The organism is Bacteroides gallinaceum (assembly GCF_030373775.1).
Classification (GTDB): Bacteria; Bacteroidota; Bacteroidia; order Bacteroidales; family Bacteroidaceae; genus Phocaeicola; species Phocaeicola excrementipullorum.
The window spans coordinates 64,270-90,447 of record NZ_JAUDEN010000002.1 but is presented as its reverse complement, the minus strand read 5'-3'; the positions used below and the strand labels follow the sequence as shown (position 1 = coordinate 90,447).

The window sequence follows — 26,178 nt, the reverse complement described above, 5'->3', positions numbered from 1 at the left end:
GAAATAAGGGATAATGTAAAAATGAATTATCTGATAAACAGCAGCTCTCTGTATTTTGGCAGTGTCCACATCTGGTCATCTACAATCAGTTCAAGCTTGTCGATGTGATAGCGGATTTGTTCGAGCATCGGAGCGATGTTGTCATGATAGGCTATGGCTTTTTCGCGTTCGTCTGTAATCTTGTTGGCGACTTTGCGCGCTTCCACCATCGAGTCGACATGTTCCTTGATATAGGTGGCGTGTTCTGAGATTTTGCGTATAATGGCAAGGTTCTCAGATGAGAGCCGGGATGCTTCTTCGGCCGGGAACAGGTCTTTCATTTTATACACGTTGTCTATCAGCTTGCTCTGGTATTCGGTTGCGACCGGTACGATGTGGTTCATGACAAGATCGCCCAATACTCTTGCCTCAATCTGGATTTTCTTGGTGTAAGTTTCCCATTTAACTTCGTTCCGTGCTTCCAGTTCTTTTTTGGTCATGACTCCCTCCGATTCAAACATGCGGATACTTTCCGGTTTCAGGTATTGGTCGAAGATGATCGGACAGCTCGTTTCGCAGTCAAGTCCCCGGCGCGCAGCCTCTTCTTTCCATTCTTCGCTGTATCCGTTGCCGTCGAAGCGGATAGGCTTGCTGAGTTTGATGTATTCGCGGATCACCTGAATCAAAGCCGAAACTTTCGGTTCTCCTTGTTCGATGAGGGCATCTACTTTCTGCTTGAACTCGGTGAGCTGTTCGGCCACGGCTGTGTTCAGTGCAATCATGGCGCTTGCACAGTTCGCTTCTGAACCTACGGCACGGAATTCAAAGCGGTTTCCTGTGAATGCGAAAGGCGAAGTGCGGTTGCGGTCGGTGTTGTCTATCAACAGTTCCGGTATCTGCGGGATGTCAAGTTTCATGCCGTGCTTTCCTCCAAGGGCAATCAGTTCATCGGTTGTGCTGACTTCCATGTGGTCGAGCACCTTGCTCAGTTGTGTGCCCAAAAACGAGGATATGATTGCGGGAGGAGCTTCGTTGGCTCCCAGGCGGTGTGCGTTTGTTGCGCTCATGATGGAAGCTTTCAGCAGTCCGTTGTGCCGGTACACGGCCATAAGCGTATTCACGATAAACGTGATGAAGCGCAGGTTTTCTTCCGGCGTTTTTCCTGGAGCCATCAGCAGGACGCCTGTGTCTGTTCCAAGCGACCAGTTGTTGTGTTTTCCCGAACCGTTTACGCCCTTGAACGGCTTTTCATGGAGCAGTACGCGGAATCCGTGGTTGCGTGCTACTTTCCGCATGAGCGACATGATAAGCATGTTGTGGTCGACGGCCAGGTTGCATTCCTCGAAAATCGGTGCAAGCTCGAACTGGTTCGGTGCCACTTCGTTGTGTCTTGTCTTTACCGGAATGCCCAGTTCGAGTGCCTGGATTTCCAGATCTTTCATGAAGGAGGCCACACGTGTAGGAATTGCTCCGAAATAATGGTCTTCCAGCTGCTGGTTTTTCGATGCTTCGTGTCCCATCAGGGTGCGTCCCGTGAGCAGCAGGTCGGGGCGGGCTGCATACAAGCCTTCGTCAACCAGAAAGTATTCCTGTTCCCAGCCGAGATAGGACACCACTTTCTTTACTTTCGGGTCGAAATAGTGACATACATCCACGGCTGCCTTGTTTACGGCTCTCAGTGCTTTCAGGAGGGGAGCCTTGTAATCCAGCGACTCTCCTGTATAGGCGATGAAAACCGTTGGAATGCAAAGTGTATCGTCAACAACGAATACGGGAGATGAAGGATCCCATGCGCTGTACCCTCTGGCTTCGAATGTATTGCGTATTCCTCCATTGGGGAATGAAGAAGCGTCAGGTTCCTGCTGGACAAGCAGTTTGCCTGAAAATTCCTCCATCATGCCGCCTTTTCCGTCGTGTTCCACAAACGCGTCATGTTTTTCGGCTGTTCCTTCTGTCAGCGGCTGGAACCAGTGGGTGTAGTGTGTCGCGCCCAGTTCGCTTGCCCAGCGTTTCATCCCTGCGGCCACCTCATCTGCTATGCTGCGGTCGAGTGTGGCTCCGTTGTCCATTGCGTCCACAAGCTTGGCGTAAACATTTGACGGTAAATACTTGAACATCTTTTCCCGGTTGAATACGTACTTTCCGAAGTATTCGCTCGGACGTTCTTTGGGGACGTTTACTTCTACAGGTTTTGTCTGAAAAGCTTTTTCTACGACTCTGAATCTTAATGTTGACATAAACTTATGGTTTTAGTTGGTTGTATTGTGTATTTGTTATTTATTCTTTTGTTTCTCTTTATTTGTTGTCTTTTTGTTGTTATTAAACTTTTAATAGTGTCTTATTGTTTTATAACAGTACAAAGTTACGTCTTTTTGATTTTATTTCTTTTTCAAGGAGTGCTTTTTATTTCGTGTTTTTCTGCTCTTGTTTTATTTTGATTTATTTTTATCTTGTTTGGTTTCTGTTTTACACTTATATTCTTGTATTTTGTTTATATTGTAAGTTTATGCTCGCCGGTTTTTTGATTTTTTTATTTGTTTGGCTTCCTTGCCGGAGAGGATGTTGCATTGGCTTTTTAAAAAAAACAGCCGATTTGTTGCAGCGGTTCAACGTTTTTGGTTTGTCGGATATGTAGATCTGCATATTTTCTTTATATTTACGGCATTGAGTGAATGACGGACATTATGGAGAAAAAGATTTACTGTTTTAATCCTGCGCATGATATGGCATTGGCTAACAATACGCCTTTCTATAAGGCTCCTGCGGAGATTCAGAAAATGGCGTATGATTTGGCTGTACTGCCTGCATGGTATGCTGAAGGCGGGGAGTCGGTGAGGATTGATGACATGAAGCAGGCAGAACTGCTGCATTCGCAATTGGGGAGTGATTTTCTTTTTCCGCGCGTTCAGTGGATTCTGGAGTGGGAACAGGGAAGTTATGTTCCATGGGGGTGGGATCCGGCGTTCCTGCATCAGCTCCGGTCTGCCGGTATCGGGGAAGAGTTTCTGCTGACGGATTCTCAAGTGCAGCGTATCCGTTTTTTGTCCAGCCGGCAGCGCAGTTCAGAGATGCTTGTCGGAATGCGTAAAATTGAAGGTACCTGCGGTGAATCTGTCGTATGTCATTCCGTGGATGATGTAAACTTCTATATGTCTGAAGTGGGGGAGATTGTGCTGAAAGCTCCCTGGTCCGGAAGCGGGCGAGGACTGGTAAAAGTATCTTCCGAAACTTGGAGCTCTTCTGTCCGGGGATGGGTGGAGCGTGTGCTTCGTACGCAGGGAAGTGTTATGGCTGAACCTTTGTATGAGAAAGTAGCAGATTTTGCGATGGAGTTTTATGCAGACGGGAGCGGCGGCATTTATTTCATCGGATATTCTCTTTTTGAAACAGACTTGCACGGGAATTATAAGGAAAACAGACTGTGTACGGACGAGCAGATTGAAGCCTTTTTGTCTTCGTTTATTCCGGTGGACACACTGCGGCAGATAAAGTCGTCTTTGACTGTTCGGCTCTCCGTTTTGCTGGAGAATGACTATAGCGGGTGTTTGGGTGTAGATATGATGATTTGTCGGATGAACGATGCCTTTCATGTGCATCCTTGCGTTGAAATTAATTTGCGCATGAATATGGGCATTGTTTCTCATCAGGTGCGTGCAAGGCTTTTGCATCCCCGGTCGGAAGGATGGTTCAGAATCGAATACTTTTCGGCAGACGGAGAAGCCGTAAACGCGCATCGGGACCATAAGGACAGGTATCCGCTTGTGGTGGCGGACGGAAAAATACTAAGCGGTTATTTGTCGTTGACCGGAGTGGATGAAACGACGCATTACCAGGCTTACATTCTTGCAGGGCATTGACCTGATATATGAAAATAAAAAACGGGAACTTCATTTGAGAGGTTCCCGTTTTTTATATCGGCTGTCAGTTTAGAAGAACAGATACCGTTGGTCTGTTACATTAGCTTTCTGATACAAATCGCCGAATATCTGATTTGCAACAGGTCGAGATAACATGCTGGCCAAAGAAGATTCTTCTTGCTTGGCATCGAATTTTTCTGTGCCCTTGTCTTTCGCATAAACTTGAATCATGTAAACTCCGGCATTTCCCTTTATCGGTGTGCTTACCTTTCCAACTTCTGTTTTTGAAGCGGCTGCGCCGATAACCGGTTCACTGGCGTGTGCTACAGAGATGTAGGCCGATGCGGAGAATGTGACATGTTTTACAGAGTCGCTGACAGCACCTTCCATGGCTTTCACCTTATCCAGTGAATTGACTCCCTGCATGTTTGCGAGAATCTTTTCAGCTTTCTTGTCACGAATGATCTCATTCTTCAGCGTAGCGGCAACTGAATTGATGTCGCGGTATCCTGTCTTATGTACTTTGTCAAGAGCTACCACCATCATGTGGTCGTTTTCGCCACATTCATACAGCGGAGAAACTTCATTCGGTTTTGCCGAGAAAATCCATCTCATTACATCGCCTGTCGATTTTACGCCGCCCACGTAATGCTCTGCGCTTGACAGATCTTTGCGCGGAAGAAGCGTGTATCCGTTTTCTTCTGCATTTTTCTGCAAGTCTTCAAGCGTTGTGTTTTGAGCTACAAACTGGCTGAATTTGTTGTATGCAGAATTGTAGGTTTCTTTGCTGAACTCAACCGGGCATTTGATGACAGCCACTTTATATTTGGTCTGCATGCTCTTCTTGTCCATAACCTGAAGTATCAGATGGGTTTGTCCGACGGTCAGATTAGCCAGTTCGTTTTTCGGTTGGTTGATCAGCGTGTTGATAAATTTGGTATTGTCAGCATCCATTTCCGCGCCTTCCCAGCTTCTTGCATTTACCCAGGTTGCTTCGCCGGTCTGTCCGTAGATTTTGGCTACTTTTTCGAAGTCAGCTCCGCCTTTGAGTGCATTGTAGATACTGTCGGCAAGCGTTTTTGTCTTGTCTTCGGTGTCGGCGTACACTTGAATCTGACGGAATTGGATTGAGTCGGGTGCTGATACTTTTGCCAGAACCTTGAATGCGTTGTATGAGTCGTCCGACTGATAGTAGTAGGGGCCGTATACCTCATTCAATCCTGTCGAATCCAGGCGTGCGGCAATGTCAGAAGGAAGTACAGACTTGTTGACAGGCACATCTGAATAAGCTACAGAAGAACCTGTAGAGCGGATGAATGTAGCATAATCCGAGTTGGTCTTGTCGAGCTGGTTGCTGTATTCTGTCACTTCTTGTTTAACAGCCGCACGGTCAGCGTCAGAAGGCACAACTTTCACGTCTATATAATGTATGTCGCGTGTTTCAGCCAGTTGTTTGAACTGTTCCTTCTTTTCATTGTACAGCTTTTTGATTTCATCGTCGCTGACTTCAACCGTTGAATCGTTGATTGAAGAATAAGGTATGCCGGCAAGCAGCAGGTCGCTTTGTTCGGTGCGTGCTTTAAACGCATCTTCGGCTGCTACAGGATTTGAAATCAGCGATTTGGTGATCAGGTTCTGGTACTTTTCTGCCAGCGTGCTCTGTCTGAGTGTTTTTTCTATGAACATCCAGAAAGCGCCCATTTTCTGATAGTATTCAGTATATTGAGCAGGCATTTGACTGGTTCCCAAATTCGCATAGTCTACCAGAAATTTCTGAAGCATGTCCTTGTCGAACATTCCTGTCTGCGGATTGCGGAACGGAGTCTGCATCAGCAGAGGGTGAGTGCCTTGGTCGATGATAGCCTGGATTTCAGCATCGGTGACTGTCAGTCCCAACTTTTCTGCCTGTTCTGCAATCAGCTGATTGTTGACGTAATTCTGCCATACCTGGTCTTTTACGTTGTTCAGCTGCTCTTCGGACAGTGAATTCAGTCCATTGGTCAGTTTGATGACTTCACTGAGTTCGTCCACCATTTTCTGGTAGTCCAGAGTGCTCAGTTTTTCTCCGTTTACTTCACCTACATCTTGTTTGCCTTGATGCGGCTGCAGGACTTTCCATGCGTCACCAGCGATGAACGCAAACAGGGCAAGTCCGATTACAATGACCACCAAAGGTCCCTTGCTTCTGATAGTTTGTAAAGTTGCCATTTAAGTTTGTTATTTTTTTGTTTATTGTTATTTCAGCAATTTGCGCACGAAGATACAAAAAATGCTGTTCAGTAGCTATTTTCTTTAAAAAAAAATGCTTATTTCTCCACTTTCAGCTTCACCAGTTCGATTTTTGTGGAAGTAACTTTTATGATTTTGAACTGAAATTTGTCAATCCGGATAATTTCGTTGACTTTGGGAATGCTCTGGTATTCGTGCAGAATCAGTCCTCCGATTGTCTGGTATTCGTCGTTTTCAGGCAAGTCCAGTCCGAACTCTTTGTTGGCTTTTTCAATGTCCAGTCTTCCGGAAAATATGTATTCGTTTTCTCCTATGTTTTTTGCTACCGTTGAATTTGTGTCATGTTCGTCTTCTATGTCGCCCAGTATCTCTTCCACCAGATCTTCCATTGCCACGATGCCCGAAGTTCCTCCGAACTCGTCGACTACTATAGCCAGCGAACGTTTCTGCTGCTTGAAAAGGATCATCAGCTTGTTGGCTCCCATTGTTTCCGGTACGATGGGAATGGAGCGGATGTTCTTCTGCCAGTCTTCCGTGTTGCGGAACATTTCAGAAGAGTGGATGTATCCTACGATGTTGTCGATATTGTCTTTGTAAACGATGATTTTGCTTATTCCGTTTTCGATAAATGTATTTTTCAGTTCTTCAAGTTGGGTATTGAACTCAGCCGCGATGATTTCGGTTCGCGGAATCATGCAGTCGCGGATTTTGATGTTTGAAAAATCGAGCGCGTTGCGGAAAATTTTTATTTCGTCGTCAATGTTTTCTTCATTTCCTCCTGCCTCTTCGATGCTGGTTTGTATGAAGTAGTTCAGGTCGCCTTTCGTGAATGCGCGTTCCTGATCTTTCCTGTTGATTTTGGTTCCTGAGAGTCTTAGCAGGCTTACGGAAAGAAAAGTGACCGTTTTGCTGAAAGGATAGAGTATGATATAGCAGATGTACGCCGGGATACAGAAAGCTTTGAGCATGAAGCGTGAATTGGCTTTGGCCAGTGTCTTGGGCATAAATTCTCCAAGTGCCAGAAGCACTGCGGATGCTGCGATAATTTCCAGTATCAGTGTAAAGGCCGGAGATACGTTGACTTTTGCGTCCAGCAGACCGTGCATGAAGTTTGCGGTCAGTATGCTGAAGACTGCCAGCGAAGCGATGTATCCGGTCATCATCGTTGATATGAAATCTTTGGGATGGTTGTAAAAGACGGTCAGTATGCGTGTGGTGAGGTTGTCTTTTTTACCCATTTCAAAGCGCAGCTTGTCGGTCGAGGCGAAAGCTATTTCCATGCTGGAAAAGAATGCCGCGAGCATCACGGAAATGATCAGTTGAGCGATTGTTGCCATGTCGTTTTTTTATTGTTGTTTTCCTCCAGAGCGGGCCGTTGAGTCTGCCGAAGCCGTATCTTCCACTGTAAAGATACCTGTATTGTTATATATCTGATATTCTGTCATCTGCTGGTTCGATTCAAATCCGTATCCGGTAAGCACCTTGTCCACTTGCTCGATGCGGATGAATCTGTCGGAATAGATTTTTTCCTTGTTCTGATCCCAGAACATTAGTTCCGTGTCGAATTTGTCCCCCCGCTGGCTCTGTATGTGTACATTGCTTCTGAGTTCCCACAGTTTTTTCTGTTCATAATAATAGGCGGTGTCGGCTTTGATGCTTGCGTCGACATGGAAGAGCGTGTCGAATTTTTCCAGATACACTCCTTTTTCAAAGGCCCAGAAAGGCGGATTCCTGTGGCTGTATACCAGCCATTCGTCGGTGATGATTTTATAGCGTATCATTCCGGAGTCTGATACCAGCGTCGTTACCCCGAGCGTGCGCATGTCGGGAAGCGAATCGCTTTCTTTTACGGCGGCAGCAGTTGCCTGTTCCTTTTTTCCGCACGACGGGAGAAAAACAAACATAACAGTTGTCCACACGGCAACTGTTATGAATATCCTGGCTATGTATTTTTTGTCGGTCTGTTTGGTATCGGCCATACACGATCTATTTAATGGTTGTTTTTTCTTTGATCCATCCGCCTATGGTGACAGCGTTTCCTTTTTTCAGTCCCAGAAAGAACAGATCTTCTTTTTTCGGAACCTTTGTGGCATAAGTGACAATCAGCCTCTGCGCTTCGTCCGTCAGCCTGGGGTCGGCGGCCTTTGCCTGCTGCAGCTTGTCGATGGCCGCATAGTAGGTGCATTTGTTCAGTGTGGCTTCATCGCTCCAGTTTGGGCTTGAAGCATACATCTGCGCTATCAGCATATATGCTTTTCCGCATTTGGGGTCGAATGAAAGTGCTTTTTGTGCATATTCCCTTGCTTTGCTGAAGTGTTTCTTGCTGTAGAGCATGACTGCGGCTTCATAACTGTTTTTTGCCTTTGTCAGCGTGTCTTTTTCGAGTTCGATAGCCTGGTCGAAGAAATGCTGGCTTTTTCCGATACTGTCCTGTTTGTAGAACATGTAGGCGCATCCCAGTGCCGTTTCGGCGGTAGGCTCAATTGAGTATGCAGCTTCCGAAGCAGCGAAGTAAGCTTCGTCATCCGTACATTTGAGCCTTTCCATTATCGAAATGATTTGTTTGAGGTATACCAGATTGTGTCTGTTTGCTTCGATTTCCGGCTTGAATGCTTTCTGCATATTTTCGCATCCGGCCATGCCGCTGTTGATGAAGCATGAATTCACGTCATTCTCTACGATTTTTAAAAATTGTCTGCCTTTCTCGTCCTGAGTCTTGTCCTTTATTTGTGCCAGCCGTCCGGAAACCGTCAGAAAGTCCAGTACGAATTGTTTTTTATGCGTATTGTCCGCTTGCAGTTTCTTTAGAGATATGTTTATCAGATCTTGCAGCATGTAGCATTCCGATGCTTCATCTGTTACGGGAACGGCATCTTGCAGCATTTGATATACAGTGTCAGTGTCCATCTGGTCGCCGGCAAACACAACATATTCATGTGCTTTTCTTCCTCTGATTTCCTGTAAGGTCACTGGCTTTTTGCTGATGACGTTCAATGAATCGAGCAGTTCTGCCTGCCGGTCGTAGATGGCTGTCAGTTGTTCGAACAGCTTTTGGTGTTCGGCCGAGTCTTGTTCCGCAGCTATCAGGGCATGCAGGATTTTTGTGCCGTCTGTGCATACGTCCGGTGTGGCCAATGGACTGTGAGTGAATACATAAAGCCATGGTTCGTATGCGTTTTCAAACTCACCGGCCTTAATCAGCCTGGAGTAAAGTTCGATGTTGTGTTTGATTTCCGGACCGTCTTGTTCTTGTAGCTCCGCAATTTTCCCTTTAGCCGGAGATACGGTGAAAAGCAGGATGGAACAGATAAAAATGTGCCAATAATTCATTCTCATGTCAATTAACCTTCCATTTCATGAACCACCGTTCGTTGAAAGTCAGTCCGATTTTCAGTTCGAACCGGTTCTCCGAAAGCAATCCGCTGACTGAAGGAGCTACGCGGACATATTGTCCGGTGATGCTCAATACGTTGTTGGCCATGTTCAGGTTTAGAGGGAAACCAAATCCAGCGCTGATCCCGTATTCCTTCGGTCCGTTCACCCATGCGGCGTTCGGATTGTATGACGGGGTTTTCAGATAAGGAGTTGAGTAGTATGCCCCGATCCGGTATCTGATTCTTGAGAAGTAGTTCCTTCCGTACTCTTTGGGCAGCAGTTCGGCTCCTACAGCGATTTTCGAACGGTTCTGATACATGTCCGTGCGGTTGTTGTATTTCACGTCTTCCCATTTCTGCAGCGTATAGTCTGCTTCCACGGTCAGGTTCTTCCGGTACTTCCATGCAAGGCCCACTCCGAAGGAATGCGGTATGCCGTAAGAATCTTCGGTGCTCTGGGTTTGCAGAGCTGAATAGCTTGAACCGTCGGTTACTTGTTCGCCGTGCGTGTCGTGCATATTCAACACGTGTCCCAATGTATACGCAAGTCCCAGTGTAAGCGAATTGTTTTTGTTGAGCGGCTGTGTGTATTGCAGTCCGAAGCTGGCGTTGTAGCTGCTCACCGACATTTGGTTATAGATAATTGTCTGGTCGCCTCCATTGCTTAAGGTGGCCGTTGTCTGGTAGTTCAGTTTTCCGTAGAGGTAGGCAATGTTTGCTCCTACTGAAAGATTGTCCAGAATCTTGAATCCCAATCCTGCGAAGATTTGCTGCATTCCTCCGTCGCCATAGAAGTTGTTGCTGATGGTCACCTCGCTGTTTTCTATGTTTTTGCTTCTGTCGAAGTTGTATCCGACAGTAGAAAAGGGAGTGTAGCCGATGGCCATGCCCAGACGCGGGTGCAGGCGGAACTGCATGGCAATATAGTCAAAACTTGCGTTCTTTGCGTTCGATTTGTAGTTTCCTTCTTGAAAGTTTGAACTTTTTAAAGTCATGCCTGTGTCGAACATGAATGAAAGAGAATCCACGGCCGTATAGGAGGCAGGATTCATTGGATTGATGTGCAGGTCGGAACGCAAGGCATAGCCTACACCTCCCATTGCAGCATTGTTGGCAAAAACTTGGTCGAATGTTTCTCCGAGCCCGTAGCGGGTATAAGGGGAATTGACGCTCGACTGTGCCGAAACAGCTGCTGAAACGGCAATGAACAGTGCGCCAATGAGTGCTTTCTTACTTGACATTATAATTCAAAATTCTGTTTAAACCTTTCAATACTAAAAATCTGTCTGCAAAGATGATACTTTTTAAGTTTGTATCAAAAGAAAATTTATCTCCGCCAGTTAAAAAAACCAAAAGGTCGGGATATTTCTCTTGCATCAGGCGGATATATCCGGCTATCTCAAATTCCATGCCTTTGATGACTCCTGCCCGGATTGCCGTTTCTGTGTTGTATCCGAATTCCGGCAAATCTCCCCTGCGGTCGATGAGGGGCAGTTTGTCGCAACAGGCGTTTAATGTTTTGAACCGGACATATATGCCCGGAGATATGTTTCCTCCCCAATATCTTCCTTCGGCATCAATAAACTCGTAGGTGATTGCTGTGCCGGCATCGATGACCAGCAGGTTCTTCCCGGGAAGCAGATAGTTGGCTCCCACCACCGCAGCCAGCCGGTCCATCCCCAATGTTTGCGGGCTTTTATAATGGTTTGCAATCGGAACAGGAGTCTTGTAGTTTAATTCGAGTATTTCGAAGTCTACTTCTGCCAGCTGCCGGCGGATTGTGTTGCTCAACGTGATGACAGAAGCGATGATTCCCCGTTTTATTGGATATTTGTGGCGCAGGATGGTGAGGCAGTCAAGCGAATGGTTCGAACCGCGCAGCACTTCTACCATCTTGTCACCATCGAATACTGCCAGTTTCGCAACAGTATTGCCGATGTCGATAATTAAGTTCACTTTTATGTTGTTTAAATTTGGTGCAAAGTAACTGAAAAAATAAATACATCGTAAAGAAATCGTGATTTATTAGGTATTTTTATTCTTGCGAAATGCTTTCTTCCCGGTGCTTTCATTGCATATAAAAGAGGTCGGACTGACTTTCTGACTTTTTTTGAGGTTATTCCAGAGATTCTCCGTAATTTTGTGGCGGAATAGTTGCCGTATTCAGGAAATGCTCTGTCATTTTGTCCTGGACGGGGAATTCCTTGCGGACAAGCCTGGGGAGTTGTCCGGGTTGGTTTTTTAATAGTGCTTATATAATTAATGTATATGAATTGTAAATTGCGGTTGTTTGCGCTTCTGTTTCTTGTGTGTTCGGTCGTTCCTTTTCATGCCCGGCAGTCACGCGACAGTATTCAGCTCAGTCTGGTCACATGCGCGCCGGGCAATGAGATCTATGCTCTGTTCGGGCATACGGCTATCCGTTACCAGAATTTCACGCAAGGTGTCGATCTGGTGTTCAATTACGGCATGTTCAGTTTCAGCACGCCCCATTTTGTCTACCGTTTTGTGAAAGGTGAAACCGATTATCAGTTGGGGATTTCTCCTTACAGCTATTTTGAAGCGGAATATGCAATGCGCGGATCATCCGTATGGCAGCAGACGTTGAACCTTACTTATGATGAGAAGGTGCGCTTGCTTGGCCTGCTTGAAGAGAACTACCGCCCTGAGAACCGCACATACCGCTATAATTATTTTTACGACAACTGTACCACAAGAGCGCGTGACCAAATAGAAAAGTGCATTCGGGGGAAAGTTGTTTATTCCGCCGGTTCTCCCCGCAAAACATTCCGCAGCATCGTGCATGAATTCACTGCCGGTTCTCCCTGGGATGAGATGGGGATTGACTTTTGCCTGGGGGCAGAGGCTGACCGTCCGATAGACAACCGCCGTCAGATGTTTGCGCCCTTTTATATGAAGGCTTTTGCCTCCAGCGCATATATCCTTGGAGAGGATGGTACGCAGCGTCCGCTGGTGCTTCGTGAAGAGAAGATTGTGGATGTGGAGCCCGAAACCGAACCGCCTTTCCCTCTTTCTCCTATGATGGCAGCCTCTTTGTTCCTTGCGTTGAACGTGCTGATCGGATGGTGGCAGTGGAAACGCCGCCGCATTTTCTGGGGATGGGACATTCTGCTTTATTTGTCGCAAGGGGTGGCAGGCTGCGTCGTTGCTTTCCTTTTTTTTGTATCAGTCCATCCTACGGTGGGGTCAAACTGGCTGCTTTGGCTGTTCAATCCGCTTCCTTTGCTTTATCTTCCGGTGATGGTGTATAGGGACATGAAACGTAAAAAAGACCTGTATCATTGGATTAATGCAGTGTATTTAACAATTTTTATAGCGTTATTCCTGCTTTTACCGCAAAAATTCAATTTAACAGTATTACCTTTGGCACTCGGTTTGCTGGTTAATGCTGTAAGCCATGTTTTAGTTTATAAAAATAGATAATGAAAGAACGCATACTGACATCTTTATTGACGGTATTTGTCATTACCGGTCTGCAGGCTCAGACAGGTTCTGCCGTGCCGCGGCTGGTGGTCGGGCTTACCATTGATCAGTTACGCGCCGATTATATCGAAGCTTTTTCTGCTTTATATGGCGAGCGAGGCTTCAAGCGTCTGCTGAAAGAAGGGCGCATTTATACGGATGCGGAATATGACTTTATCAATGTGGACCGTTCGTCGGCTACAGCCGCTGTCTACACGGGGACTTCTCCTTATTATAACGGCATTCCGGGAAACCGATGGATGGACCGTAGCACTTTGCGTCTGGTGAAGTCGGTCGACGACCAGGCTTTCATCGGAGTGTATACTTCTGAAAATTCTTCTCCGAAATACTTGCAGGTTTCTACGTTGTCGGACGAACTGATGGTTGCGACTCAGGGAATGGCGGAGGTTTATTCCATCGCTCCTACACGTGAGATGGCCATTCTGGCCGCCGGACATGCGGCCAAAGGGGCTTTTTGGCTGAACGACGCAAACGGAAAATGGAGCGGAACCACTTATTACGGCGTTTTCCCCGAATGGGTGAGCACTTATAACGATCGTGAAGGGCTGGACTTCCGGATTGGAGAACTGGTGTGGCAGCCTTATCATCCGGTTACGGCTTACAAGTATATCACTTCTTCCAACAAGCAGCTTACCTTCAAGCATGACTTTGATGATGAGCGGTATGAAAAGTATAAAAGATTCAAGACTTCGCCTTATGTGAATGATGAGGTGAACCGTTTGGCTGCGGCTTGCTTCAATGCGACCAAAATGGGGCAGGATGACATTCCTGATTTGCTCACGCTGTCGTATTATGCCGGGAATTATGCGCACAGGCCGAATGCGGAATATTCGATGGAAATACAGGACGTTTATGTGCGTCTGGATAATTCCATTGGCGATCTTCTGGACCTGATTGACCGCAAGGTAGGTTTGAAGAACACGCTCTTCTTTATCACATCGACGGGCTACAGTGATCCTGATCCGGTTGATCCGGTCCAATACCGGATTCCTGGAGGCGAGTTTCATATCAAGCGTTGTGCGGCTTTGCTCAATATGTATCTGATGGCCATTTATGGTCCGGGACAGTACGTTGAAACTTATTACGACCGTCAGATTTATCTTAATCATAAGCTGATCGAAGAGAAAAAGCTGAATCTGGTGGAGATGATGAGCCGCTCGGCTGAATTTGTGGTGCAGATGAGCGGGGTGCAGAACGCTTATTCGGCGCAGCGTCTGCTTTTGGGTTCATGGACTCCGAAAATCGAAAAGATACGCAACACGTACAATCCCTACCGCTCGGGTGACATTTATATTGAAGTGATGCCGGGATGGTCTGTGGTGAATGAATATTCACATCAGGTGAATGTCGTGCGTGAGGCATACAGCTCTTCTCCGCTGGTATTTGTCGGCTTCGGCGTAAAGCCTAAGAAACTTTATAATCCGGTAAAAATTGCTGCCATCGTTCCTACTTTGGCCCACTTCATGCGCATCAGGGCACCTAATGCCTGCACAGTTCCTCCTATGACCGACATTCGTGAATAAACCGAGCGGAAGTCGGGAGCTGGCTGTTTTTATGAAAAACGCCTATCGGTTTCAATTTAATTTTTGATAATAATAAAAACTATAACATAAGATGGGATTCAATGAATTTATAAGCAAGCTGTTCGGTAACAAGGCTACGCGCGACATGAAAGAGATTCAGCCGTGGGTTGAAAAAGTGAAAGCCGTATATCCTGAGATATCGAAGCTGTCCAACGACGAACTACGTGCCAAAACGGTAGAACTGAAGAAATACATCAAGGATTCTGCTGCCGAATTGAACAAGAAGATTGATGATCTGAAGGCTTCTATTGAGAATACTGAAATAGAAAAGCGTGAAGTTATCTTTAACCAGATAGACAAGCTGGAAAAGGAAGTGCTTGACAAATATGAGGAGGCTCTTAATGAAGTGCTCCCCACTGCTTTTGCTATTGTCAAGGATACCGCCCGCCGCTTCACTGAAAACGAAGAGCTGGTTGTGACCGCTACGGATTTCGACCGTGAACTGGCGGCCAAGGGACATGACTTTGTCCGTTTGGAGGACGACAAGGCCATTTGGAAGAATCATTGGCAGGCAGGAGGAAATGAAACTGTCTGGAACATGATTCACTACGATGTGCAGTTGTTTGGCGGTGTCGTTCTACATCAAGGCAAGATCGCTGAGATGGCTACAGGTGAAGGTAAGACGCTTGTGGCCACACTTCCGGTATTTTTGAATGCACTGACAGGAAACGGCGTGCATGTAGTGACTGTCAACGATTACCTGGCAAAACGTGACTCGGAGTGGATGGGACCGCTCTATATGTTCCATGGCTTGAGCGTTGACTGTATCGACAAGCACCAGCCGAACTCTGAGGCTCGCCGCCGTGCATATATGGCCGACATTACTTTCGGTACGAACAATGAATTTGGCTTCGACTATCTGCGTGACAACATGGCCATTTCTCCGAAAGATCTGGTGCAGCGCAAGCATAACTATGCAATTGTCGACGAGGTGGACTCGGTGCTGATTGATGACGCGCGTACTCCGCTGATCATTTCCGGTCCGGTGCCGAAAGGCGACCAGCAGTTGTTTGAAACCCTCCGTCCGTTGGTTGAACGTCTGGTTGAGGCGCAGCGCAAGCTCGCCACTCAGTTCCTTGCCGATGCGAAACGCCTGATTGCTTCTGACAAGAAAGAAGATCAGGAGGCCGGATTCCTGGCACTGTTCCGCAGCCACAAGGCTCTTCCTAAAAACAAGCCGCTCATCAAGTTCCTCAGCGAACCGGGTATCAAGGCCGGCATGCTGAAGACTGAAGAGATTTATATGGAGCAGAACAACAAGCGTATGCCGGAGGCTGTTGAACCGTTGTATTTCGTAATCGATGAGAAGCTGAAGAGTGCAGACCTTACGGATAAGGGTATTGACCTGATTACAGGCAACTCGCAGGATCCTACATTGTTTGTGCTTCCCGATATCGCCGCACAGCTTTCTGAACTTGAAAACCGGAAAGAACTGACCGATGAAGAGAAACTGGCGCAGAAAGACGAGCTGCTCACCAACTATGCCATCAAGTCGGAGCGCGTGCATACCATCAACCAGTTGCTGAAGGCTTACACGATGTTTGAACGCGACACGGACTATGTAGTGATGGACGGACAGGTGAAAATCGTTGACGAGCAGACCGGACGTATCATGGAAGGACGCCGCTGGAGCGACGGACTGCATCAGGCTGTTGAAGCGAAAGAGGGTGTGAAGGTAGAAGCTGCCACGCAGACTTTCGCAACGATTACCTTGCAGAACTATTTCCGTATGTACCATAAGCTGGCCGGTATGACCGGTACTGCCGAAACGGAAGCGGGAGAGTTCTGGGACATTTACAAGCTCGATGTTGTGGTCATTCCTACCAACCGTCCGATTGCACGTGTCGACATGAACGACCGTGTCTATAAGACGAAGCGTGAAAAATACAAGGCTGTGATTGAGGAAATCGAGAAGATGGTGGCTGCGGGCCGTCCGGTGCTGGTAGGTACTACTTCTGTCGAAATCTCTGAAATGTTGAGCAAGATGCTTGACATGCGGAAGATTCCGCACAACGTGCTGAATGCGAAACTGCATCAGAAGGAAGCCGAAATCGTTGCCAAGGCCGGCCAGAGTTCGACGGTGACTATCGCTACCAACATGGCGGGCCGTGGTACGGACATCAAGCTGAGTCCGGAAGTGAAGGCTGCCGGAGGTTTGGCGATTATCGGTACCGAACGCCACGAGTCGCGCCGTGTAGACCGTCAGTTGCGCGGTCGTGCCGGACGTCAGGGTGACCCGGGCTCTTCCGTATTCTTTGTTTCATTGGAAGATGACCTGATGCGTCTTTTCTCTTCCGACCGCATTGCCCATGTGATGGACAAGCTCGGCTTCAAGGAAGGGGAGATGATTGAACATAAGATGATTTCGAATTCGATCGAGCGTGCGCAGAAGAAGGTGGAAGAAAACAACTTCGGTATCCGCAAGCGCTTGCTTGAATATGATGATGTGATGAACAAGCAGCGTACTGTGGTTTACACCAAGCGCCGCCACGCGTTGATGGGCGAACGTATCGGCATGGATATCGCCAATATGATTTGGGACCGCTGCTGCTATGCCGTTGAACAGCCTGCGTTTGATGATGCGCGCATGGAAATGTTCCAGACACTTGCCATGGAAACTCCGTTCACGGAAGAAGACTTCCGCAACAAGAAGAAAGAGGAACTGGCAAACAAAACATTTGATTCCGCAATGGAGATCTTCAAGCGTAAGATGGACCGTATGGCGCAGATTGCCAACCCGGTCATCAAGCAGGTTTATGAAAACCAGGGACAGATTTATGAGAACATCATGATTCCCATTACCGACGGAAAGCGTATGTATAACATTTCCGTAAATCTGAAGGAGGCATATGAAACGGAATCGAAGGCTATTGTAAAGGCGTTTGAAAAGGCCATCCTGCTTCATACGATTGATGATGCCTGGAAAGAAAACCTGCGCGAACTGGACGACTTGAAGCATTCGGTTCAGAACGCAAGCTACGAACAGAAAGATCCGCTGCTGATATTTAAGCTTGAATCGGTCAACCTGTTCGACAATATGGTGAACAAGATCAACAACAATACGGTTTCTGTCCTGATGCGTGCCCAGATTCCGGTGCAGGAACCTCAGCAGGTTCGTGAAGCGGCTCCGGAACCCCAGCGTCCGCAGCAGCAGTACAGGGAAGAGAAACAGGATCTTGCCGATCCGAACCAGCAGGCGGCTGCTTCACGCGACACACGCGAACAGCCAAAGCAGCAGCCGTATCATGCGGAAAAGAAGATCGGACGCAATGATCCGTGTCCGTGCGGAAGCGGTTTGAAATACAAGAACTGCCACGGAAAGAATATGTAATCTTATCGGATGAAACGATGTGAACGCCGTTCCGGAATTTTCCGGGCGGCGTTTTTTGTGGCTTGCAAGCGCTTCCCCAGCAGCAGTTTGTAGGAAAATTTAAACACACGCTTATTTGCCGTCTGCATTATTTTTGTACATTTGTGGATGTAAACCAATCTTGTATGTGTATGATGAACGTACGTGTCTTATGTTTCCTGATATGTGTCTGCGGGCTGTTCTCGTGCAGCTCCATACAGACGTTCTCTTTCGAGCAGCTGTGTCCGGCGAAAGTCACCCTGCCTGTACAGGTGCAGACGGTTGCCGTGGTAAACAATATGCCTGTAATTCCCAAAGCGAAAAACAATCTGGCAACTTTGGGCACATTTGACGGCAGCGGAAAACTTTCTACCGAAGCCCTGGCCGATGTGCTTGCCGATGCCAAATATTTTGACCAGGTGATTATATGCGATTCGGCCTTGAATGACTTGCGGGCGGAGGGAAACGGCTACCGTCCCCTTACGCACGACGAAGTGAAGAAGCTGGCCGCTGATTTGGGCGTTGACGTAATCTTTTCGCTCGACAGGGTCTTTATTTCCAATGAAAAGAAGCTGGTTGAATATCCCGGGATGTTTGAATCCTGGCCCGTTGTCCGTACAAGGGTGACTTCTGTGTTGCATGTCTATTCTCCTGTCAGGGAGAAGCCTTTGTATGCGGTGGTTTCGGCAGACAGTGTCGAATGGAATCTGAATGATGTTCCGTCGGACATAAGGATGATCACTGAGATGGCCCGTTTTTCGGCTGCAGCGATGGGGCGGGAACTGGTGCCGTACTGGACTCCGGCCGAACGCATCTATTATGCGGGGGGATGCGTAGAGATGCGGGACGCTGCCATATCTGTGAACGAAGGCGACTGGCGGGGAGCGTACAGCTTGTGGAAGCAGCTGTACGACGGACGCAAGTCGGGAAATATGAAGGCACATGCTGCATTGAACCTGTCTTTGGCTGCAGAAATGGAGGGGAGGCTGGATGAGGCGAAAGATTGGCTTGACAAGGCAAAACCTTATATCAAAGACGGTTCGGAAGAAGATATGGTATGGAAGTTCAATTCCTTGCAATTGTCGAAGCGGGCAACGGATTTTCTGCATCTGCACTCCCAGATGAGCCGTTTTGAAAACAATTAATGCGAATAATTCTTGTGTAAGTCATTTTTTTTGTACATTTGAGGTATGAAAAAATTAAGGACTTATGGAACTGAGCGAACAATCATATTCTGCATTGGCTGCAGCTTTTCGTGAGGCAGTGTCCGGATATGCCGGGGGAGATGAAAACTCGGCTGTTACGGATATCCACGTGCAGCCTAATTCAGACAGCGGCGAACTGCTTGTTTTCAATGACGATGAGGAAGAACTGGCGCGGGCCATCATCGAGGAATGGGTGAATTATGAATCGGATGATTTTTACGACGTGGTGGAGCCGGTGCTGAAAAAAGTTCTGACAGCTTTGAAAGACGAAGGAGTGTTTGAGCATTTGTCGTTGTTGAAGCCCTATTCGTTTGTGCTTGTCGACGACGAGAAAGAAACGGTGTGCGAACTCCTGCTGCTTGATGATGACACTTTGCTGCTTGATGGGGAGTTGTTGAAAGGGCTTGACGAAGAGCTTGACGCATTTTTGAAAGATTTGCTTGAAAAATAACTTTTTATTGGCTTTGTCTTTATGGGGGAGCGCATCATATTCCGTCGGAATGAGAAACTTCAGTGCGTCAATCCGCACTGGAGGGGGAATCCGAATGTGAACGGGAAATTCTTCAACCGTCAGCACAGGTGGAGGCCGGGGGTAGGAAGTGTTCTGAAATGGCGGCTCTCTCCCAATCCCCAGCGCAAGGAGAAACGGACAGTCAAATGGAATCCGAAGGTGCATTACCTGCGCTCGTTGGACGCTGTTGTCGGAAATTCCCTAATCTGGCTGGGGCACAATTCGTTTTTTCTCCAGTTGGGAGGCAAGCGCTTCATGATTGATCCGGTTTATGGAAGCATACCGTTCGTCAAGCGGCGGAGCCAGTTTCCTGCCAATCCTTCAATTTTCCGGAACATTGACTATCTTCTTATCAGTCACGACCATTTTGATCATCTCGACAAGCCGAGCGTGGAGCGTCTGGTCAAAGATAATCCGCAGATGAAGCTGTTTTGCGGTTTGAATACGGGCACGCTTATACAAGGCTGGTTCCCTGAGCTGCAGACCATTGAGGCCGGATGGTACGAACAGTATGCCGACGGTGATTTGCGTCTGACTTTCCTTCCTGCCCAGCACTGGAGCAAGCGGGGTGTGAACGACGGCGGTATCCGTCTGTGGGGATCATTTATGATTCAGGCCGATGGCATCACCATATATAACAGCGGCGATACGGGATATGCGGCTCATTTCAGCGAGCTTCCCGGGCTTTTCCCTCATATTGACTATTGCATGATAGGCATAGGCGCCTATAAGCCGCGCTGGTTTATGAAGCCCAACCACATTTCTCCTTACGATGCGCTGACAGCTTCGGAAGAAATGCACGCGCGCGTTACCATTCCGATGCATTATGGCACATTCGATCTGTCTGACGAACCGCTGTTCGATCCTCCGCATGTGTTTGCGGATGAGGCGAAGAAGCGTGGCATAAACGTAATTATTCCGGAGTTGGGCGAAATAGTCAAGCTGCAGCGTCTGCGCTGAATGCTTATTGGCCCGAAAAACATCCTTGAAAACAATTCTCAAGCCGAGGCAGAGCAAAATTGAAACAGGCTCTGAATGATATTATCAGAAACACAGATTAACGCAGATTCAAAGCAGATAATTAGCGCAATCATCTGCGAAAATCCGCGTTAATCTGCGTTTCAGAACAGACAGATTTTGCATAAACTAATTCTTGACATCTACTTGTTGTCATTGGCCTGTTTGCAAGAATATCCGTGCTTTGCTTTCCTTTTTTCAGACTTCCGTTTGAGAGTCTGAGTAGGCTGGAAGAGCGGAACAGCCGGAACCTCTGTTAATATTCCTTATGATAAGATTTGAAATGTTTTTTTATCATTGACGAATTATTGAAAGCTAAATTCGCCTCCAGGCATATCTGAAAGCATGTTATGAACAATTTTTATATGTTTCTTGCATGATTTTTATTAAATTATGCGATGTTAGTTTAATATATTTGCAAGCGTTGGTATGAATATTTGTTGCCGTTTGCAAATGAATGTTCGGCCATGTGAGAGAATTATTATCCTTAATTTAAAACTGAGAAAAACAATGAAATCAGATTCATTAAGACAAAACCCTAAATGGGTGGCGTGGATGGCATGCACGGGTTTCATGGCTCTTTCTCCTTTTGCGGTTTCGGCGGCCGGCTCTGTTGCGGAGGTTCAGGCTGTCCAGCAGCAGCAGACTATTAAAGGTATAGTTGTTGATACGAATGGAGAGGGCATTATCGGTGCAAGTGTGGTTGTGGAAGGTACCACAATCGGAGTTATTACAGATTTCGACGGCAGGTTCTCCCTGCAGGTTCCCAAGGGCGGGAAAATCAAAATCTCTTTTATCGGTTATAAGGACCAGGTCATCACCCAATACAGTCCGGGAAAGGAACTGCATGTGGTGCTTGAAGACGATTCCCAGATGCTGGGCGAAGTAGAGGTTGTGGCTTACGGCGCGCAGAAAAAGGTGACGATTACGGGTGCCATTTCTTCCATGAAGGGTGACGATTTGCTGAAGACTCCTGCCGGTTCACTTTCGAATGTGCTTTCAGGTCAGGTAACGGGTATTTCTTCGGTGCAGTATTCCGGTGAGCCGGGTGCCGATGATGCGGACTTGTATGTGCGCGGTATCGCTACATGGAACAATGCGGCTCCGTTGATTCAGGTGGACGGTGTGGAACGTGAGTTCTCGCAGATCGACCCGAACGAAGTGGAGAGCATCACCGTGCTGAAGGATGCTTCGGCTACCGCCGTGTTTGGTGTGCGCGGTGCGAACGGTGTTATCCTTATCACCACCAAACGCGGTAAGGAAGGAAAGGCGAAGATTTCGTTCTCCACTTCTGCCGGAGTCAACTTGCGGACCCGCCAGTTGGATTTCGCGAACTCTTACCAGTATGCTTCCTATTACAATGACATGATGGTGAACGACGGCGGTGTGCCTACTTTCACGGAAGAGCAGCTTATCAAGTTCCGCGACCATACCGACCCCATCATGTATCCGGACATCAACTGGATAGACTACTGTATGAACAAGGCGTCTTTCCAGTCGCAGCACAACGTGAACATCTCCGGAGGTACCGACCGTATGCGTTACTTCGTTTCTGCCGGTATGTTTACCCAGGACGGTATGTTCAAGCAGCTTGCCGCAACGGATGACTTCAACTTCAACTACAAGCGTTACAACTACCGTGCGAACCTCGACTTTGACGTTTCGAAGTCCACGCTGGTTTCAGTCAACATCGGCGGACGTATCGAGTCGAAGCGTACGCCGGAATCGGTGGGAAGCCAGGACGAATTGTTCCGCCAGCTGTATTGGGCCGTTCCGTTTGCCGGAGCCGGCATCGTGGACGGAAAGCATGTCCTTTCCAATCCGGACTATCTGCCTTTCACCGGTGCGGACGGTCTGAACGTTTACTACGGCAAGGGTGCGCGAATGCTGACAACGAACGTGCTGAATGTCGACCTGATGCTGGACCAGAAACTCGACTTCATCACCAAGGGGCTTTCGCTTAAGATTAAAGGTTCGTATAACTCGAGCTACTGGACAGAGAAGAAGTCAAGCTCTTCAAAGGCGTCCTATTATCCAGTGCTCAATGAAGACGGTTCGATCGGTTACCGTAAGGAAGGTACCGATTCTCAGCTTTCATATGGCATGAACAGCACCGGAAAAGCCCGCGACTGGTATATGGAAGCTTCATTGAACTACAATCGTCAGTTCGGCGATCATAGCGTAGGAGCTTTGCTGCTCTACAACCAGTCGAAGCGTTACTATCCGGGCGGAACTTACGATGATATTCCTTCGGCGTATGTAGGTTTTGTGGGCCGTGTCACATACGACTACAAGACCCGCTACATGGCAGAGTTCAATGCCGGCTACAACGGTTCCGAAAACTTCGCCCCGGGCAAGCGTTACGGATTCTTCCCTGCAGGTTCTATCGGATGGGTGCTCAGTGAAGAGAATTTTTTCAAGCCGATCAAGAAATATGTGAACTACGTGAAGCTGCGTGCATCAGTCGGTATGGTAGGTAATGACAACAACGGAAACAACCGTTTCCTCTATCTGCCGGACGCATACGTGCTGGGCGGCGACGGATATAATTTCGGTATGGCGGGAAGCAACCAGCCGGGCGCGTATGAATCGACAAAATCGAATCCGGACGTGACGTGGGAAAAAGCTGTGAAGCAGAATTATGGTGTAGACTTGTTTGTTTTCAATGAAAAATTAGGTATTAGTTTTGATTATTTTAAGGAAAAACGTCGCGATATTCTCAGCCAGCCGACTTACATGCCGGGCATTTTGGGTATGACCCTGCCTATCATGAACGTCGGAAAGACAGAAAACCACGGTTATGAAATCCAGTTGAAATGGAACGACAAGATAGGTGACGAGTTCCGTTACTGGGCGAACTTCAATCTCTCGTTCGCGCGCAACAAAATCGTTTACATGAACGAGGTGAAGCAGAACGAGGAATGGATGTATGAAACCGGGCGTACCATCGGCTCGCGTTCCATCTATAAGTTCTGGGGCTTCTATGACGAAACGGCTGATGCGAGATACCGGTCTGAATTCGGTATTCCTATCGCCGACCATGGCCTGACGCTGAAACCGGGTGATGCCGTGTTTGTCGACCTGAACAAAGACGGTGTGATCGACGGTGACGATGCCAGCCGCGACCTCAGCTTTACCGATACGCCGGAATATACCGCCGGTCTGAATATCGGCTTCAGCTGGAAGGGATGGGACGTGACCGCGCAGTTTACCGGCGCATGGAACGTAGACCGTCTGCTTTCGGAATTCAGACAGCCTTTGGGCGATACGCAGAACAAGGGACTTCTGCTCTATCAGTACGAGAACACCTGGCGTTCTTCTGAAGATACTTATACGGCGAAATTCCCGCGTATATCTGCAACTGCTCAGGCAAATAACTACCGTCAGTGCGACCTGTATCTGTGCAATGCCAGCTACCTCCGTCTGAAGAGCCTTGAAGTGGGCTACAATTTCGACATGCCTTTCATGAAGAAAATCGGAATGAACCAGTTCCGCCTTTATGCAAGCGCATACAATCTGTTTACAATCAGCAGTTTCATGTGGGGTGACCCGGAATCGCGCCAGAGCGACCGTCCGAACTATCCGCTGACTCGCGTGATTAATATTGGTTTAAAAGTTGGATTCTAAAATCTTAATCTATGAAACATATAGGAAAATGGTTGATGATGGCATCCCTCGGCTCCGTAGTGGCTACGTCGTGTGTGGATGAAATCAAGTTCGGCGACAGCTTTTTGGAAAAGGCGCCGAGTGTGGCCGTTACGCAGGATTCTATCTTCGGCAAGGCGGAATATGCCCGCCGCTTCCTGTGGGACACTTATTCGAAACTGTATTACGGAATACCGACATACTGGAACGATGTGGACGGAAAGATGAACCAGGGCATGTTTGAAGCCTTGTCCGACTGTTTCCACAGCCATAACTCATGGGACGGGCTGAACCGTCACTACTATTCCGGAACCTATACGGCTGTAACGGAAGACAATACGTCGGAAACCCGTTTCGGATTTACGAAAGAGGAAACCTGGCAGGCAATCCGTTCAGCGTGGATATTCATTGAGAATGTAGACCGTGTGCCCGATATGGAGGCTGACGAGAAGGAACGGCTGAAAGCGGAAGCCAAAGTGATTATAGCCGCACGCTATTTCGACATGTTCCGTCATTTTGGCGGACTGCCTATTGTGGAAGGTTCGTTTGAAGCCGAAAACGATTATCAGGTGCCGCGCGGCACGGTGGACGAAACCGTGAAGTTCATGACCCGGCTCTGCGATGAGGCGGCTGGGGTGCTTCCGTGGGATTTGACCGCCGACGGCGAATCAAACTGGCAGGGGCGTATGACTCAGGCGAGTGCAATGGGCTTGAAATGCAAGATCCTGCTCTTTGCGGCAAGTCCGCTGTTCAATGATTCGCAGCCGTATTGTACGGCAGAACCGCAGGAAGCTGTCACCAATCACATGGTTTGGTATGGCGGCTACAAGCCGGAACTGTGGTCGGAATGCCTTACCGCCTGCGAAAACTTTTTCAATACATTGGCTTCGAAAGGACATTACGAACTGATGAAGTCTGCAAAGACTGACTGCCAGAGCTACCGTGAAGCTTTCCGCCATGCATACCTGACTTCACAGGACAATATGGAGCTGCTGATCACCACACGCTACATCGGCAAGTTCAATAGCTGGGATGCCTGGAAATATTATTGGGTTGACGGCAACGGACCTGTCATCAACGGATGTAATACGCCGACGCTGGAGTATATGGAAATGTTCCCGATGAGTGACGGTACTCCGTTCGATTTCTACAAGGCGGTGAATGAAAACACAATGTTCTTCAAGGATAACGACAACAACCAGCCCACGCGCGACCCGCGTCTGTATGAAACCATTCTGGTGAACGGCGCTACGTACAGCGGCCGTCAGGTAGAGCTTTGGGATGGCGGACGCGAGAATGCCAACAGCACACATACCGAAACAGGCATGTACGCTACGGGATTCGGGCTTTACAAGTTCTATCTGGAAGGAGCGAACAGTCTTGCCAACACTTATCCGCAATGGCCTTACCTGCGTCTGGCTGAAATGTATCTGATTTATGCCGAAGCGTTGCTGAAAGCCGACAGGACAGACGATGCCATCGCTCAGGTGAATATAATCCGCGACCGTGTCGGCCTGAAAGGATTGAGAGAGAGCGGTGTAGACGTAAGTTCTTCTGACAAGGTGCTCGAAGCTATTCTGAACGAGCGTGCCTGCGAACTCGGACTGGAAGACGTGCGTTTCTTTGATATGATCCGCTACAAGCGTGCCGATTTGTTCCAGCGTCCGCTGCACGGTCTGCTGATACAGCGTGCCGATGGCGGAACAGGCTCATGGTCGGACAAGCCGGAAGCTTCAAGAGGTCCGAAGCCTACCCAGTTTACTTACACATCTTTCCAGCTCTCCAACTCAGGACGTTCTTGGTGGAACGGATTCGATCCGAAATGGTATCTTGCCGCTTTCCCGGTAAGCGAAGTGAACAAGGGTTATGGTCTGGTTCAGAATCCGGGCTGGTAATGCTTATTCTTTAAATTTTAAAACAGAAAA

General features: G+C 47.9%; 16 protein-coding genes. 9 read left to right on the top strand and 7 right to left on the bottom strand.

Annotated elements, in window-relative coordinates; all coding sequences use genetic code 11:
• Positions 1 to 26: 26 nt before the first annotated feature.
• Positions 27 to 2,216: a glutamine synthetase III family protein gene (locus tag QUW60_RS01635; protein ID WP_258337545.1), complete on the bottom strand. Its 2,190-nt coding sequence runs from the start codon at positions 2,214 to 2,216 to the stop codon at positions 27 to 29.
• Between the two features lie 447 nt (positions 2,217 to 2,663).
• Here QUW60_RS01635 and QUW60_RS01630 point away from each other — a divergent pair, with 447 nt between their 5' ends.
• On the top strand, positions 2,664 to 3,836 hold the full coding sequence (locus QUW60_RS01630; protein WP_289558214.1) for a hypothetical protein: 1,173 nt from the start codon (positions 2,664 to 2,666) through the stop codon (positions 3,834 to 3,836).
• Between the two features lie 69 nt (positions 3,837 to 3,905).
• On the opposite strand, the gene QUW60_RS01625 is transcribed toward QUW60_RS01630, so the two are convergent.
• The 6 genes from QUW60_RS01625 to QUW60_RS01600 all read right to left on the bottom strand — a co-directional run bounded on the left by QUW60_RS01625 (position 3,906) and on the right by QUW60_RS01600 (position 11,395).
• Positions 3,906 to 6,044 carry a peptidylprolyl isomerase gene (locus tag QUW60_RS01625; protein WP_289558213.1) on the bottom strand — a complete coding sequence of 713 codons (2,139 nt, stop codon included), beginning with the start codon at positions 6,042 to 6,044 and terminating at the stop codon, positions 3,906 to 3,908.
• Positions 6,045 to 6,142: 98 nt separating this feature from the next.
• Positions 6,143 to 7,402 carry a hemolysin family protein gene (locus QUW60_RS01620; protein ID WP_289558212.1) on the bottom strand — a complete coding sequence of 420 codons (1,260 nt, stop codon included), beginning with the start codon at positions 7,400 to 7,402 and terminating at the stop codon, positions 6,143 to 6,145.
• Between the two features lie 9 nt (positions 7,403 to 7,411).
• Positions 7,412 to 8,044, bottom strand: coding sequence for an LPS export ABC transporter periplasmic protein LptC (lptC, locus tag QUW60_RS01615; protein WP_289558211.1), 633 nt, complete (start codon positions 8,042 to 8,044; stop codon positions 7,412 to 7,414).
• A gap of 7 nt (positions 8,045 to 8,051) precedes the next feature.
• On the bottom strand, positions 8,052 to 9,401 hold the full coding sequence (locus tag QUW60_RS01610; protein WP_289558210.1) for a tetratricopeptide repeat protein: 1,350 nt from the start codon (positions 9,399 to 9,401) through the stop codon (positions 8,052 to 8,054).
• 1 nt (position 9,402) lies between these two features.
• Entirely contained in the window at positions 9,403 to 10,680 is a 1,278-nt protein-coding gene (gene bamG / locus QUW60_RS01605; protein ID WP_289558209.1) for a BamG family beta-barrel-assembly machinery protein, read from the bottom strand.
• Complete coding sequence (locus QUW60_RS01600) at positions 10,670 to 11,395, bottom strand: type III pantothenate kinase (RefSeq protein ID WP_258337552.1); 726 nt, start codon at positions 11,393 to 11,395, stop codon at positions 10,670 to 10,672. Before QUW60_RS01600 ends, bamG begins: the two co-directional genes overlap by 11 nt.
• 312 nt (positions 11,396 to 11,707) lie before the next feature.
• Between QUW60_RS01600 and lnb the strand changes: the two genes are divergently transcribed.
• From lnb to QUW60_RS01560, 8 genes are all read left to right on the top strand, one after another.
• Positions 11,708 to 12,883 carry a lipoprotein N-acyltransferase Lnb gene (gene lnb, locus QUW60_RS01595; RefSeq protein ID WP_289558208.1) on the top strand — a complete coding sequence of 392 codons (1,176 nt, stop codon included), beginning with the start codon at positions 11,708 to 11,710 and terminating at the stop codon, positions 12,881 to 12,883.
• On the top strand, positions 12,883 to 14,466 hold the full coding sequence (locus QUW60_RS01590) for an alkaline phosphatase family protein (RefSeq protein WP_289558207.1): 1,584 nt from the start codon (positions 12,883 to 12,885) through the stop codon (positions 14,464 to 14,466). Before lnb ends, QUW60_RS01590 begins: the two co-directional genes overlap by 1 nt.
• 91 nt (positions 14,467 to 14,557) lie before the next feature.
• Positions 14,558 to 17,857, top strand: coding sequence for a preprotein translocase subunit SecA (gene secA, locus QUW60_RS01585; RefSeq protein ID WP_258337555.1), 3,300 nt, complete (start codon positions 14,558 to 14,560; stop codon positions 17,855 to 17,857).
• A 170-nt stretch (positions 17,858 to 18,027) separates the two neighbouring features.
• Positions 18,028 to 19,020 carry a DUF6340 family protein gene (locus QUW60_RS01580; RefSeq protein ID WP_258337556.1) on the top strand — a complete coding sequence of 331 codons (993 nt, stop codon included), beginning with the start codon at positions 18,028 to 18,030 and terminating at the stop codon, positions 19,018 to 19,020.
• Positions 19,021 to 19,084: 64 nt separating this feature from the next.
• The gene (locus tag QUW60_RS01575) at positions 19,085 to 19,531 is read left to right on the top strand and encodes a hypothetical protein (RefSeq protein WP_258337557.1); all 447 of its coding nucleotides are present in this window, start codon (positions 19,085 to 19,087) and stop codon (positions 19,529 to 19,531) included.
• A 21-nt stretch (positions 19,532 to 19,552) separates the two neighbouring features.
• Entirely contained in the window at positions 19,553 to 20,551 is a 999-nt protein-coding gene (locus QUW60_RS01570) for an MBL fold metallo-hydrolase (protein WP_258337558.1), read from the top strand.
• A gap of 567 nt (positions 20,552 to 21,118) precedes the next feature.
• Complete coding sequence (locus QUW60_RS01565) at positions 21,119 to 24,235, top strand: SusC/RagA family TonB-linked outer membrane protein (RefSeq protein WP_289558206.1); 3,117 nt, start codon at positions 21,119 to 21,121, stop codon at positions 24,233 to 24,235.
• An 11-nt stretch (positions 24,236 to 24,246) separates the two neighbouring features.
• Positions 24,247 to 26,148, top strand: coding sequence for a RagB/SusD family nutrient uptake outer membrane protein (locus QUW60_RS01560; RefSeq protein WP_289558205.1), 1,902 nt, complete (start codon positions 24,247 to 24,249; stop codon positions 26,146 to 26,148).
• Positions 26,149 to 26,178: the final 30 nt, after the last annotated feature.

Bases quoted from the DNA above. Each gene is read 5' to 3' on its own strand.
- QUW60_RS01575 (WP_258337557.1), top strand. From the start codon at position 19,085: ATGGAACTGAGCGAACAATCATATTCTGCATTGGCTGCAGCTTTTCGT.
- QUW60_RS01570 (WP_258337558.1), top strand. From the start codon at position 19,553: ATGGGGGAGCGCATCATATTCCGTCGGAATGAGAAACTTCAGTGCGTC.
- QUW60_RS01630 (WP_289558214.1), top strand. From the start codon at position 2,664: ATGGAGAAAAAGATTTACTGTTTTAATCCTGCGCATGATATGGCATTG.
- QUW60_RS01590 (WP_289558207.1), top strand. From the start codon at position 12,883: ATGAAAGAACGCATACTGACATCTTTATTGACGGTATTTGTCATTACC.
- lptC (WP_289558211.1), bottom strand. From the start codon at position 8,044: ATGGCCGATACCAAACAGACCGACAAAAAATACATAGCCAGGATATTC.
- QUW60_RS01635 (WP_258337545.1), bottom strand. From the start codon at position 2,216: ATGTCAACATTAAGATTCAGAGTCGTAGAAAAAGCTTTTCAGACAAAA.
- QUW60_RS01580 (WP_258337556.1), top strand. From the start codon at position 18,028: ATGATGAACGTACGTGTCTTATGTTTCCTGATATGTGTCTGCGGGCTG.
- QUW60_RS01620 (WP_289558212.1), bottom strand. From the start codon at position 7,402: ATGGCAACAATCGCTCAACTGATCATTTCCGTGATGCTCGCGGCATTC.
- bamG (WP_289558209.1), bottom strand. From the start codon at position 10,680: ATGTCAAGTAAGAAAGCACTCATTGGCGCACTGTTCATTGCCGTTTCA.
- secA (WP_258337555.1), top strand. From the start codon at position 14,558: ATGGGATTCAATGAATTTATAAGCAAGCTGTTCGGTAACAAGGCTACG.
- QUW60_RS01565 (WP_289558206.1), top strand. From the start codon at position 21,119: ATGAAATCAGATTCATTAAGACAAAACCCTAAATGGGTGGCGTGGATG.
- QUW60_RS01625 (WP_289558213.1), bottom strand. From the start codon at position 6,044: ATGGCAACTTTACAAACTATCAGAAGCAAGGGACCTTTGGTGGTCATT.
- QUW60_RS01610 (WP_289558210.1), bottom strand. From the start codon at position 9,401: ATGAGAATGAATTATTGGCACATTTTTATCTGTTCCATCCTGCTTTTC.
- QUW60_RS01560 (WP_289558205.1), top strand. From the start codon at position 24,247: ATGAAACATATAGGAAAATGGTTGATGATGGCATCCCTCGGCTCCGTA.
- lnb (WP_289558208.1), top strand. From the start codon at position 11,708: ATGAATTGTAAATTGCGGTTGTTTGCGCTTCTGTTTCTTGTGTGTTCG.